Raw genomic sequence first — 12,958 nt, 5'->3', positions numbered from 1 at the left:
CGCCGCGTTCATAGCGCCCGGATGAGACAGTGCAACCTGGGTTAATCAGCGCCGCTTGCGCAGCCTCAGCCGCCGCAGCAATCCGCGCTATGCGAAGCTTTCGAACATGTCGGACGGGCTCTCCGGATCCAACACCTCGTTGTCGGCCAGCCACGTCTCGACGCCCGACAGATCCGGCACTTCATAGGGCCGCAGCGACCGCCCCGGCCCCCGCAAGCTCTCGATCGCCCCGATAATCGACTTCTGGGCGTCAATTTGGCCCGCAACCACCTCGCGCGACACTCCCAGGTGCTCGGCGATCAGATCGTCCCTGATCCGCCGAACCGCCGGCGCCTCGTCCTCGCCCGCATCAATGATGACGTCGCATTCGGTGTCGAGCCCAAGCGACCGGTTGTTCATGTTCGCCGACCCGATCCGCAACGTGCGTCCGTCCACGATCATCACTTTCGCGTGGACGTAGATCGCGTCCCCACCCGCGGTGAAGGGGTGATAAAGCTTCAGGCGGTTATATTTGTCCCGCTGGCGCAGCGCCGACACCAGTCGCGCCCGCGCTGTGTCCATCGCGATCGGCTCCAGCCAACCCTGGGCATGCTCAGGATGGACAATGACGATCTCGGGCCCATCGGGTTCGGCAAGCCGCCGCGCGATCGCCTCGGCGATCTTCCGCGACGCGAAATACTGGCTTTCGGCATAAATGCTGTGACGAGCGGCGGCGATCTGCGCTAGGAACAGCGCCTCGACCTCGCGAACCTCCGGCCGGTTCGGCATCTCGGGCAGCGTGCGAGCGATCCCGACGGGGACCTGCTCGAAGTCTGCCGGCAACCCGTCTGGCCAGCATCCGGTGACGCCGCCCACCGCCTCAAGCCGACTGCCGCCCGAAACCGTCCACCGATCCCGGGCAAGTTCGCCCAGTGCAGCGGCGATCGGGCCCTGAAGCGCGCTGGTCGCGTCGTGCCATGGCTTGTACTTGCCACCGCTCGGAAGCCGGCGCAGCGGATCGTCATCGGCATGGTCGCGTCGGTCCCACCGCTCCGTCGTCATGTCGATCCCGCCGCAGAAAGCGATGCAATCGTCGATCACGACCACCTTCTGATGGTGGGACGCAGCCGTCGGGTGAAAGGCGTCCAGACGCGTGTGAATGCGTGGGTGCTTCATCCACTTGAACAGCGTGAAGATCGTTGTCCCACGGAACAGCGTCTTCACGGCACCCATATCCCACCGCAGCAGGTAGATCTCGAGCTCCGGATTGCGCTGGACAAGCCAGTAGATGAAATCACCCACCTTGGCCGGGCCGCCATCGGCTGGCCGGCCCTGCACCAGCCTTATGCGTGCGTCGAAGTCCCAGCCGATCAGCATGATGCGCTTCTTGGCATCGAGCATCGCTGAACGTGCGCGCCGGAAATAATCCTCCGCATCGACGATCACACTCATCCGCTCCGCCTCGGCAATCCGCCAGACTGCTCTATCGTCGATCATGCGCAGAGCCCCCGTACCAACACGCCGGCAACCTTCGGCCGACGCATCCCCTTGCACCGAGATGGTCCGGCTGCGCCAGTCGGTTCCTGTCGGGCCGCAGTCGCTTGCGCCGCAGCGCTGATGTGCGATGGTCCCCCCGGGCCGAAATAGATGACCCTGTCGGAGATCTGTCGAATGACACGCTGCATGGCTCTCGTCCTCGCCTTTGCTCTTGGCGGCTGCGCGACAACCGAGAGGACCGGCGGATCGGCAGTGGATCAAGTCAGCCTGACCGATCTCGCTCAGCAATTGTCATCCGGCCAGGTGTCCAGCCATGCACTCATAAAAGCCTATCTTGATCGCATTGCCGCCGTCGATGCGTCAGGCCCGACGCTCCGAAGTGTTCTGGCAGTGAACCCGGATGCACTTTCCGCAGCACGCACGTTGGACGGCGAGCAGCAGGACGGACGATCGAGAGGCATGCTCCACGGCATCCCGATCCTGCTGAAGGACAATATCGAAACACTCGATCCGGTGCCGACAACCGCAGGATCACTCGCGCTTGCAGGAAATCTTTCTGGGCGGGACGCCTCCCTTGCAGCGCGATTGCGCGCAGCCGGAGCCGTCATTCTGGGCAAAGCCAATCTTTCCGAATGGGCCAATATCAGGTCGAACCGTTCGGTCTCCGGGTGGAGCGCGGTCGGCGGATTGGTGCGCAACCCCCACGCGCTGGATCGCAATGCCTGCGGATCGTCTAGCGGGAGCGCCGCCGCGGCAGCGGCATCGCTGGCGGCTGCGACGATCGGCACGGAGACAGACGGATCGATCGTATGCCCGGCATCGGTGAACGGCGTCGTGGGGCTGAAACCGACCCTTGGGCTCGTGTCGCGAACCGGGATCGTGCCGATCAGTGCCGATCAAGACACTGCCGGACCTATTGCGCGGACGGTGGCCGACGCTGCAGCGGTCTTGAACGTGATCGCGGGCAGCGATCCGGCGGATCCTGCGACCAGGGAAGCGGACAGCCGGAAGGTCGATTACGTGGCCGGGCTTAATGCGGGCATCCGCGGGATCCGCATCGGTGTGCTGCGGGACAGGGTTGGAGACAATCCGAACATCCAAGCTCGTTTCGACGCGGCTTTGTCAGTTCTGCGCAGCCGTGGGGCCGTGCTGGTCGACATTGACGCGAGTCAGCCGCGTGAGCCGATCGGAGAGGCCGAGTTCACCGCGTTGAAGGCGGAGTTGCGCCGTGACCTCGATGCCTATCTCGCTCAAACGCCGGCCACCGTGACAACGCGGAACTTGGATGCCGTGAGAGCCTTCAACGCTCGTGAACCGCGGGAGACAGTCTGGTTCGGTCAGGAGATCTTCGAGCAGGCGCTTGCCGGGCCCGTCGCTTCTGCGCCGGACGCGGTGCGCGCCAGGGAGACGGCGCGACGCGTTGCGCGGGAGACGCTGGAGCGTCTGTTTGCGGACCACCGGGTGACCATCCTCGTCCAGCCGACGACGGGCCCGGCGTGGCTCTCCGACCCTGTTCAAGGGGATAATTTCTCGGGGCCGAGCGCAAGCCAGCTGCCCGCCGTCGCTGGAACGCCGCACCTGACCGTACCGATGGGCACGGTGCAGGGGCTGCCGATCGGGCTGTCCTTCATGGGACCTGCCTGGAGCGAGGCGAGCCTGCTCGCCGCGGGCCATGCCTATGAGCAGGCAGCGCAGATCCGTCCGGTCCCGCGCTATCTGCCGACGATCGTGGTGGAAGGGGCGGCGCCGACCCGCTGAGCAACCCGTGCCTGCCAGAGCAGGAGAGCTGGCACGATGATCAGCTCCATGACGAGGCCGAACCGATGCCCGGCGGAGGGCAGGCCGTCATGGTAGAGGGAGAGCAGTCGAGCGAGGCCGCCCGTGACGACAAGCAGGCCGAGCGTGCGCATGCGGGCGCCGTGCTGCTCGATGGCCGGGATGCTGGCGGCGAAGCCGACCCCGATCGCGAGAAGCAGCCCTGACAGGTAGCGGACATGGCTGTCGAGATCGACGAGCGGCGCGGCACGGAGGAAGGCCGCCCCGCGAAGGACGCCGATGCCGCCTGCGAGGAGCGGCACCAGACAAGCTAGGCCGACAGCGACCTGTAGCAACCGGCGTTCGGTGGCCGTGGTCAGCGCCATCGGAGAAGCCAGCGGCGTTCGGCCTCCTCCCGTTCGAGCAGCTCTTCACGCACGCGGATGGCGCGGCGGGCCAAGCGCGTCTCGTAGAGGAAGGTGAGGAGGCCGGCGATCAGCAGGAGCATCGCCAGGATGAAGCAGACCGCGACCGCGGCCCTATACGGCAACCCGACGATCTGGGTGACGAACAGCAGGGCGACGAGGAGGCAGACCATGACAGCGCTGCCGACGCACAGGGCGATTGCGGCATTGGCGTAGCCCATGCGGCGATCGAGCAGGCGGAGTTCCCAGACGATGCGGGTGTGCTCCGCACCTTCGGTGGAGGCGTAGAGGTCCGACAGGGTGCGGGAGCGATCGACGACGCGGGCGAGGCGGCTGGCGACGACGTTGAGGATCGCGCCGATGCCTGCGAGCAGGAACACCGGCGCGATCGCCAACTGGATCGTCTGAGCGATCGAGGAAATCGCGGGAAGCTGGAGGTGGGTCACCAGCCTAGTTTAGTGCCGAGTTGACACTCCCGCGACGTTTTTTCCTATCCAACCGGTCAGCGGCAGGACGCGTTGCCGCGTTCCACCTCGCGCCCGATGAGCGCGCCGGCACCGGCGCCGATGATGGTGCCAAGCAGTTCCGACCCGCCCGGCGCGATCACGTTGCCAAGCGCGCCGCCGCCGACCGCGCCGACCAGAAGGCCCGTCGTGCCGTCGTTGCGGCGGCAATAGTAGCGGCCGTCCGCGCCGCGATAGACGCGGTCGTTGCGGCCGAGGCGGCGTTCCGGGCCGGCCCGGTAGTAGCGCCCGGCGTCGTAGCCGCCGTAGCGCGGATCCGGGCGGTTATAGTCGTAACGGCCATATTCATTGCCGCCGAACAGGCCACCGCCGGTGGCGCAGGCACCGAGCGACAGCATCATCGCTGCCGCCGCACTGGTTCCGATCACACGCATGTCGACCCTCCTGACATTGATGCAGGTCAAGCGTGCGAAGCGCGCGACGGTTCCGAGCCGGTCAGGGGATCAGCCGGCGCCGGCCGCGTTGACGCCGCGCGATGCGAGGAATCGACGGACCTGGCGCGCCGCCTGCCGAATGCGCTGTTCGTTCTCAACGAGCGCGATGCGGACAAAGCCTTCGCCTTCCTCACCATAGCCGACGCCAGGGGCGACCGCGACGCCGGCGTCGGCCAGCAGCTGCTTTGAAAATTCCAGGCTGCCGAGATCCGCCAGCGCCGGGGGCAGGGGCGCCCAAGCGAACATCGAGGCGGGTGGCGCCGGGATGTCCCAGCCGGCCCGGCTGAAGCTTTCCACCAGCACGTCGCGGCGCTTGTGATAAAGCTGGCGGTTCGCCTCCACGATGTCCTGCGGGCCGTTGAGCGCCGCGCAGGCGGCAGCCTGGATCGGGGTGAACGCGCCATAATCCAGATAGGATTTCACCCGCGTCATCGCCGCGATCAGCCGCGCATTGCCGACGGCAAAGCCGATGCGCCATCCGGCCATGGAGAAGGTCTTGGACAGGCTGGTGAATTCGATGGCGAGGTCCTTGGCGCCCGGCACCTCCAGGATCGAACGGGTCGGCCGGCCGTCATAATAGAGCTCCGAATAGGCGAGGTCGGAGATGATCAGCACATCGTTGTGGCGCGCCCAGTCCACCAGCCGTTCGTAGAAGGCGAGGTCCACCGTCTCGGCCGTCGGGTTGGACGGATAGTTGACGACGAGCACGCTGGGGCGCGGCACGGTGAACACCATCGCCCGGTCGAGGCTGCGGAAATAGGCCTCGTCCGGAGTGGTCGGCACGGCGCGGATGGTGGCGCCCGCGATGATGAAGCCGAAGGTGTGGATCGGGTAGCTGGGATTGGGTGCGAGCACGACATCGCCGGGCGCGGTGATCGCGGTGGCGAGGCTCGCCAGCCCTTCCTTCGACCCCATAGTCACGACGACCTCGGTTTCCGGATCGACGTGGACGCCGAAGCGGCGCGCGTAATAATTGGCCTGCGCGCGGCGAAGACCGGGGATGCCCTTCGACTGCGAATAGCCATGCGCGTCGGGCTTGCGCGCGACTTCGCACAGCTTGTCGATGACATGCGGCGGCGGTGGCAGGTCGGGATTGCCCATGCCGAGATCGATGATGTCCTCGCCGCCCGCGCGTGCGGCGGCGCGCATCGCGTTGACCTCCGCGATGACATAGGGGGGCAGCCGCTTGATCCGGTAGAAGTCGTCGTCGCTCATCGAAACCTCCGCGAGCGGCGATCCTTGCGCGATGCAGCGGCGGAGCGCCAGTGCTGGCCAGCGCGTTGACGCATCCGTAAGACAGGGGCGACCGGCAAAGGGCCGGCGTGCGGGAGAGAGTGATGGCGGACGGCAACCCGAGCGGCGACCAGGGCAAGGCCGGCACGGTGCCCGGCGTGCCGACGCTGGAGGACCTGCAGCGCTGGACCTATGTGATCGGCCGCGCCCAGCAGATGATGATGGAGCATGGGCTAGACCAGGCCGCACGCGGCGAGGCGGCCGGACCGTTCGCGCTGATGCCAGCCCCGGCCGCAGGCCTGAAGCTGATGCAGGCGGGTGCAGACTTCTGGGCCGACAGCATGAAGATGTGGTCGCGCATGCTGTCGCCCGAGGGCACGATGCCGACCGAGGAGAAGGGTGCCAAGGACAAGCGGTTCGCGGCCGCGGCATGGCGGGAGAACCCGGTCTTCGACATGATCCGGCAAAGCTATCTTCTGCTGTCCGATCACATGCTGAAGTCCGTCGACGCGGTGGAAGGCCTGAGCGATGCGGACCGCGAGCGCCTGCGCTTCACCACGCGCGGCATCGTGGATGCGATGAGCCCGTCCAACTTCGCTTGGACCAACCCGGAGGTGATCGAGCGCACGCTGGAGACGCGTGGCGAGAACCTGCTGAAGGGGCTGGAGCACATGCTGCGCGACATGGGGCAGGGGCAGCTGACCCACACGCCGGGCGACGCATTCGAGCTGGGCCGCAACATCGCGGCGACGCCGGGCAAGGTGGTGAAGGAAACGCCGCTTTATCAGCTGATCCAATATGCGCCGACGACTGAGACGGTGCTGTCGGTGCCGCTGCTGATCTTCCCGCCGTGGATCAACCGATACTACATCCTGGACCTGAGCGCGGAGAAGAGCTTCATCCGCTGGGCGGTGGACCAGGGGCTGACCGTGTTCGTGGTATCGTGGAAGTCCGCGGACGCGACCATGGCCGACGTGACCTGGGACGATTATGTCGTGCGCGGGCAGATCGATGCGATCGACACGGTCCGCGACCTGCTGGACGTCGAAAGCGTGCACGCGATCGGGTATTGCGTGGCCGGGACGACGCTGGCGGCGACGCTGGCGCTGCTGACGGCGCGGGGCGAGGCCGAGAAGGTCAAGAGCGCGACCTTCTTCACCGCGCAGGTCGATTTCGCGGCGGCCGGCGACCTCAGCCTGTTCATCGCCGACCAGTTGAAGCTGGTGGAACAGCTGTCGGGGGATGGCTTCCTGGACGGGCGGTACATGGCGGCGACGTTCAATTCGCTGCGCGGACGCGACCTCATCTGGAACTATGTCACCAACAATTATCTGTTGGGGAAGGACTATGCGCCGTTCGACCTGCTGCACTGGAACGGCGACACCACCAACCTGCCGGCCAAATGGCACCAGAGCTATCTGGCGGACCTGTACCGCGACAACAAGCTTGTGACGCCGGGCGCGATCAGCGTCGACGGGGTGGCGATCGACCTGGGTGCCGTGGCGACGCCGTCCTACGTCCAGGCGGGGCGCGAGGACCACATCGCGCCGGCCGAAAGCGTGTGGCGGATCACCGACCACTTCAAGGGGCCGGTGCGGTTCGTGCTGGCGGGATCGGGGCACATCGCCGGCGTGGTGAACCCGCCGGCGGCCGGCAAATACCAGTATTGGGTGAACGAGGGCGATGCCCCCGACTTCGCCAGCTTCGTGGCGGGTGCGACGGAAACGAAGGGCAGCTGGTGGCCCGACTGGATCCGCTGGATCGAGCGCCAGGACGAGCGGCGGGTGCCGGTGGAGGGCGCGCGGGTGCCGGGCGGAGGCAAGCTGGAGGCGATCGAGGACGCGCCGGGAAGGTATGTGCGGGCGCGGTGAGTGCAGCAGCGGGGCGCAGCATGACCGAGCGGGCCGAACGGCTGCCATCGGCGCGAGCATAGCGGCTGCGGGGACACCAACATCGCGGAAACCATCGACCGGTCGCTGCCGTTGGTTCGACAGAACCGAACAGCGAGAGGACGATGATGATCCTTGCATCTCTCTTGTCGCTCGCGGTCGCCACTGCGCCGGCCGCGATCACGACGACAATCAATCATGCCAGTGGCCCGGTCACGGCGGTCTATTCAGGCCGGATTTCCATCGATCGACAGCAGGTGGGAACGATCGCCCCGCCGGGTCGGGCGTCGACGCTGCGTTGCCGGTGGGTGGCGCACCTGATCGTCGATCGCCGGGCCTCCGCCACAGACGGAGCGACGGCTGGCCGGACCTTTACCCGCAGCGCGATCGCGCAGGGCAGCCGGCCGGGGTGGTGCGGATCGGGAGCCGCGAGGATCGACGCTGCGGTTGCCACCGAGGCCGAGCGTCATCTCGCACTGGCGGCGGCGGAGGACCGTCGCTTGCTGCTGGACGAGATCGAACGGATCGCCGCGGGCGGCGGGTGACGGCCGTGCGCTCGTTGCCGCGAAGCGGAGCCCGCCGCACCGGAGACGACGTCAACGCGCCCGCGTGTCTCTGCCCGACGCCGCCTGCTGCTGCTGCGCGGGTGCGGCGGGGACGGCCCCACGCACCGCCATCAGGCTGTTGAGGCGGCTGCGGAATTGGCTGAGCTCACCGCCCGACAGCCGCGCCTGAGTGACGAAGCTGATCGAGCGCGGATTGACCGCCACGCCGTTCCGGTAGACCTCCCAGTGGAGGTGCGGGCCGGTCGACAGGCCGGTGGAGCCGACATAGCCGATCACCTGGCCCTGCCGGACGCGCGCGCCGCCGCGAACGGCGATGCGGCTCATATGCGCATAGCCGGTGCCGAGGCCGCCCGCATGGCTGATCCGCACGAAATTGCCATAGCCGGCGTTGCGACCGGCAACCGCGACCGTGCCGTCGGCGACGGCATAGATGGGCTGGCCGTGGCGGGCGGCGAAATCCTGCCCCTTGTGCATCCGGCTGTAACCCAGGATCGGATGGCGCCGCATGCCGAAGCCGCTGCTCATGCGGCCGCTGACGGGCATGGCGAAGCTGCCGTGCCGCTCCCCCGCGCCATCGGCGTCGAACCACTGCGACTTGCCGTCCATCGTCCAGCGCATGAGGCGGGTGGATTTCGCGCCGTCGGTGACGCCGGCGTAGAGGAGCTCGCCGACCTCTACCTCGCCGGTTTCCGCGCGGCGGTGGGCGACGATCAGGTCGAAGCGCGCGCTGGACGGGATCGACGACACCGACCGGCGGCTGCCGATGGCGCGGAGATAGGCCTCGATCGCCTTGGGCGGCGCGCCGGCGGCGCGGGCGGCCCGGTAAAGCGAGGAACCGACGTTGCCCTGGATGCGCAGCGGCGTGTCGTCCACCGCGATCGGCGTGCGGACGAGGCGGAGGACGCCGTCCATGCGCTCCACCGACAGCTTCAGGTCGAAACGGGCGCGAAAGGCGAGCCGATCGAGCGGGCGGGCGACGCGCTTGTTGGGGCGGCGGCCGAGCAGGATGTCCATGCGGGTGCCGGACTTGATGTCGCTGAGCGGGAGCGCCTGCGACACGAGGTCGCCGACCTGCGAAGCCTCACCCTTGCTGACGCCGGCGCGTTCCAGGACGCGGGCGAAGCCGTCGCCCTGGCCGACGGTGGCGGACAGTTCGAGCTGCGGGCGCTCCGGCGTTTCGGTGAGCGGGCGGACGACATCGGTCGCGGCCATGCGGCGGCCGGTGTCGGCGCCGAGCGCGAGCGGCGAGATGGCGCCGGAGCGTGCCTGCTCCCACTGCGCCTGCGGGATCGTGGCGGCGGCGGCGCCGGGAATGGGGGTGATGGCGGCGGGCGCCAGGAACCAGGTCGCGGTCAGCAGCCCGCCCAGCGTGGCGACGCCGCGGAACCAGTCTGCCGAAAAGACGCGGTGGCCGAGATCGGGCGCCAGATCGATGTCGGAGAAACGGCCGCCGAAGCGGTCAAACGCGCCGCTCTTCTGCCGGCGGACGCGGATCGGTCCGATCGCCTGGTCGAGGCTGAGGGCAGCGACACCGCCGCCGGCGCCGAACCCCTGATCGCTTCGCTGGAACAACCCCTCTGATCCCCCTGCCGACCCACGTCGTTGCCCGGCGATGCCGAGGCGGGAAGGACTGTGCAAAAAGGCGGTTAAAGGCAAGCTAACGGGTGGCCGGGGCCGGAAGGCTTGCGGCGAGATGAACGAGGCCGGCGACGAACGGAGGACCATCGGCCAAGCGCCTGAAGAACAAAGAGTGTTCGCCCGACCCGCATGCGGGCTTGCGCCGGGCGGGATCATCCCCGATGTTCGGCCCATGGGCATGTTCGCGCGTTCGCCGGTTGCGGCGGTGCTGGGTCCGACCAACACGGGCAAGACGCACCTCGCGGTGGAGCGGATGTGCGGTCATTCAAGCGGCATGATCGGCTTTCCCCTCAGGCTCCTGGCGCGGGAAGTCTATGACCGGGTGGTGGCGCTGAAGGGCGCGGACTCGGTCGCGCTGGTGACCGGGGAGGAGCGGATCGAGCCGCCCAAGGCGCGTTACTTCCTGTGCACGGCCGAGGCGATGCCGCTGTCGCGCGATGTCGCCTTCGTCGCGGTGGACGAAGCGCAGCTTGGCGCCGACCGGGAGCGGGGGCATGTGTTCACCGACCGGCTGCTCCATGCCCGCGGGCGGGAGGAAACGCTGATCCTGGGATCGGAGGCGCTGAAGCCGGTGGTGCGCCACCTGCTGCCTGACGCCGAGATCGTCACGCGGCCGCGCTTCTCCACGCTGAGCTATGCCGGCGCCAAGAAACTGTCGCGGCTGCCCAAGCGGTCGGCGATCGTCGCCTTTTCGGCCGAGGAGGTCTATGCCGTGGCCGAGATGCTCAGGCGGCAGCGCGGCGGCGCGGCGGTTGTGATGGGCGCGCTGTCCCCGCGCACCCGCAACGCCCAGGTGGCGATGTTCCAGGCGGGCGAGGTCGATTACCTGGTGGCGACCGATGCGGTCGGCATGGGGCTGAACCTGGACGTAGCGCATGTCGCCTTTGCGTCGCTCACCAAGTTCGACGGGCGCCGGACCCGCCGGCTGACGGTCGGCGAGATGGCGCAGATCGCCGGGCGGGCCGGGCGGCACCAGCGCGACGGGACGTTCGGGTCGGTCGGCGCGGAGGACGGGCCGGGGGCGTTCCTGCCCGAGGAGATCGAGGCGATCGAGGAGCACCGCTTCCCGACGCTGGATTATCTCAACTGGCGGTCGAGCGACCTGGATATGTCGAGCGTGGGAGCGCTGATCGCGTCGCTGGCCGCTCCGTCCGACGACGTGGTGCTGCGCGCGGGGCCGGAAGCGACCGACGTGCAGGTGCTGAAGCGGCTGGCGGGCGAGGACTGGGTGGCAGCGCGCGCGCGCGGTCCCCGCGCGGTGGCGCGACTGTGGGCGGCGGCGGGCGTTCCCGATTTCCAGAAGAGCGGCCCGGAGCATCATTCCCGCTTCGTCGCCAGGCTGTACCGCCATCTGAGCGAAGGCGACGGGCGCGTGCCGCACGCCTGGTTCGCGGACGGGCTGCAGCGGCTGGACAATGTCGGCGGCGATGTCGACACGATCGCCGGCCGGATCGCGGCGGTGAGGAGCTTCGCCTATGTCGCGCAGCGGCCCGACTGGCTGCATGATCCGGCGCATTGGGCGGAGCGGACCCGCGCGGTGGAGGAACGGCTGTCGGACGCGCTCCACGCCGGGCTGACGCAGCGCTTCGTGGACCGGCGCACCACCGTGCTGATGCGGCAGATCGGCGCGGACAGCGCTCTGCTGCCGGTGGAGGTGGCCGCCGACGGCGCAGTGGCGGTCGACGGTGAGCCGATCGGCCGGCTCGACGGCTTTCACTTCACCGCAGTCGCCGACGCGCGGGGTGGCGATGCCCGGCGGCTGCTGGCGGCGGCCGAACGCCGGCTGGTGGGCGAGCGGGCGCGGCGGGCAGCGGCGCTGGTGGCGGCGCCGGATGCCGCCTTCGCCCTGCTGACCGAGCCCGGCCAGCCGGTCGCGATCTGCTGGGACGGACGGCGCGTCGCGGTGCTGGAGCGAGGCCGATCGCTGATCGAGCCGAAGCTGCGCGCCGACCGCGGGCTAGCCGCGCTGGACGAGCTGTCCCGCGCGCGTGTCATGGAGCGGCTGCGCCATTGGCTGGCGGCGGAAATCACGCAGCGACTGCGCCCGTTGCAGGCGCTGGCGGCGGCGCTGCCGGCGGCCCCCGTGGCTGCCCGGGCGATGCTGGCGGCGCTGGCGGAGGCCGGCGGGATCGTCGATCGCCGTCACATGGCGACGGTGCTCCCGCAGCTCGACGGCGACGCGCGGCGCGAGACCCGGCGGCTCGGCATCACCATCGGCGCGCTGGACCTGTTCATGCCCGCGCTCCTGAAGCCGGAGGCCGTCAGATGGCGGACGGCATTGATGGCCGCGCGCGCCGGCACCGTCATGCCGGTGCTGCCGCCCGCCGCGTCGGTGGTGGCGGAAGGCGATGGCGACGCCACCGCGCCGACGCTGATCGCCGCCGGCTTCCGCCTGCTGGGCGACCAGGCATTGCGGGTCGACATGGCAGAGCGGATCGCGCGGGCGGCGCACGACGCACGTGACGGCCGCAAGGCCTTCGTGCCCGACCCGGCGCTGACCACCTCGATCGGCCTCAGGGCGGACGCGATCGGCCGGCTGATGCGCGCGATCGGCTTTCGGGCGGGCGGGGAGGCGGGGAGCTGGGCCTGGCAGGGGCGTCGGCCCGCCAAGCCCGATCAGCGGGCCGCGACCGGTCCCTTTGCCCGCCTGGCGGACCTAGCGCGACATGGCGGCTGATACGCTGCGCATCGACAAGTGGCTGTGGTTCACGCGCATCGTGAAGAAGCGGGAATGGGCGCAGGCCATGGCGGCATCCGGCCACCTGAGGGTCGACGGCCGCGCCGTGGACCGGGCATCCGCGCCGGTGCGGGTGGGACAGGTGCTGTCCTTTGCCAGCCATGCCGGGCAGGTGCGCGCGATCCGCATCACCGCCCTGCCGCCACGCCGCGGATCGGCGGCGGAAGCGGCGACATGCTACCAGGATCTGCTGTCGCACGCGGTCGCGAGTGGATCGCAGGAGCCGCCGCACCGTTGACGCTTCGGCTGGATCGGTCCTAACCGGCCGGCAAAGCGGATTT

Annotated in this window: 11 protein-coding genes; 5 read left to right on the top strand and 6 right to left on the bottom strand. The window is 68.9% G+C overall.

From position 1 onward, the window contains the following. Nucleotides 1–87: 87 nt before the first annotated feature. On the bottom strand, nucleotides 88–1,476 hold the full coding sequence (locus GGR88_RS08655; protein WP_167954107.1) for a phospholipase D-like domain-containing protein: 1,389 nt from the start codon (nucleotides 1,474–1,476) through the stop codon (nucleotides 88–90). Nucleotides 1,477–1,626: 150 nt separating this feature from the next. Between GGR88_RS08655 and GGR88_RS08650 the strand changes: the two genes are divergently transcribed. Further along, nucleotides 1,627–3,234 carry an amidase gene (locus GGR88_RS08650; protein ID WP_245196476.1) on the top strand — a complete coding sequence of 536 codons (1,608 nt, stop codon included), beginning with the start codon at nucleotides 1,627–1,629 and terminating at the stop codon, nucleotides 3,232–3,234. Here GGR88_RS08650 and GGR88_RS08645 read toward each other — a convergent pair. From GGR88_RS08645 to GGR88_RS08630, 4 genes are all read right to left on the bottom strand, one after another. Next, a complete protein-coding gene (locus GGR88_RS08645; protein ID WP_167954106.1) occupies nucleotides 3,189–3,617 on the bottom strand; it encodes a DUF4345 domain-containing protein in 429 nt (142 codons plus the stop codon). The two genes, GGR88_RS08650 and GGR88_RS08645, sit on opposite strands and share 46 nt — an antisense overlap. After that, the gene (locus tag GGR88_RS08640) at nucleotides 3,608–4,102 is read right to left on the bottom strand and encodes a DUF2721 domain-containing protein (protein WP_167954105.1); all 495 of its coding nucleotides are present in this window, start codon (nucleotides 4,100–4,102) and stop codon (nucleotides 3,608–3,610) included. Before GGR88_RS08640 ends, GGR88_RS08645 begins: the two co-directional genes overlap by 10 nt. A 56-nt stretch (nucleotides 4,103–4,158) precedes the next feature. Continuing rightward, nucleotides 4,159–4,554, bottom strand: a complete 396-nt coding sequence (locus tag GGR88_RS08635; RefSeq protein WP_209023223.1) for a glycine zipper 2TM domain-containing protein — start codon at nucleotides 4,552–4,554, stop codon at nucleotides 4,159–4,161. Nucleotides 4,555–4,623: 69 nt separating this feature from the next. After that, complete coding sequence (locus GGR88_RS08630; RefSeq protein WP_167954104.1) at nucleotides 4,624–5,829, bottom strand: LL-diaminopimelate aminotransferase; 1,206 nt, start codon at nucleotides 5,827–5,829, stop codon at nucleotides 4,624–4,626. A 122-nt stretch (nucleotides 5,830–5,951) separates the two neighbouring features. On the opposite strand from GGR88_RS08630, the gene GGR88_RS08625 reads away from it, so the two are divergent. After that, nucleotides 5,952–7,718, top strand: coding sequence for a PHA/PHB synthase family protein (locus GGR88_RS08625; protein WP_167954103.1), 1,767 nt, complete (start codon nucleotides 5,952–5,954; stop codon nucleotides 7,716–7,718). Between the two features lie 143 nt (nucleotides 7,719–7,861). Beyond that, entirely contained in the window at nucleotides 7,862–8,281 is a 420-nt protein-coding gene (locus tag GGR88_RS08620) for a hypothetical protein (protein ID WP_167954102.1), read from the top strand. 51 nt (nucleotides 8,282–8,332) lie between these two features. Here GGR88_RS08620 and GGR88_RS08615 read toward each other — a convergent pair whose 3' ends face one another. Then, nucleotides 8,333–9,874: a M23 family metallopeptidase gene (locus GGR88_RS08615; protein ID WP_167954101.1), complete on the bottom strand. Its 1,542-nt coding sequence runs from the start codon at nucleotides 9,872–9,874 to the stop codon at nucleotides 8,333–8,335. 238 nt (nucleotides 9,875–10,112) lie between these two features. On the opposite strand from GGR88_RS08615, the gene GGR88_RS08610 reads away from it, so the two are divergent. Both GGR88_RS08610 and GGR88_RS08605 read left to right on the top strand, forming a co-directional pair. Continuing rightward, complete coding sequence (locus GGR88_RS08610) at nucleotides 10,113–12,617, top strand: helicase-related protein (protein ID WP_167954100.1); 2,505 nt, start codon at nucleotides 10,113–10,115, stop codon at nucleotides 12,615–12,617. Beyond that, nucleotides 12,607–12,915: an RNA-binding S4 domain-containing protein gene (locus tag GGR88_RS08605; protein WP_167954099.1), complete on the top strand. Its 309-nt coding sequence runs from the start codon at nucleotides 12,607–12,609 to the stop codon at nucleotides 12,913–12,915. The genes GGR88_RS08610 and GGR88_RS08605 overlap by 11 nt, the downstream gene beginning before the upstream one ends. The last annotated feature ends 43 nt before the right edge of the window (nucleotides 12,916–12,958 follow it).

It is taken from the genome of Sphingomonas jejuensis (genome assembly GCF_011927695.1).
GTDB classification, from domain to species: domain Bacteria; phylum Pseudomonadota; class Alphaproteobacteria; order Sphingomonadales; family Sphingomonadaceae; genus Sphingomonas_K; species Sphingomonas_K jejuensis.
The sequence above is the reverse complement of the archived record's forward strand: the minus strand, read 5'-3'. Positions and strand labels throughout refer to the sequence as shown.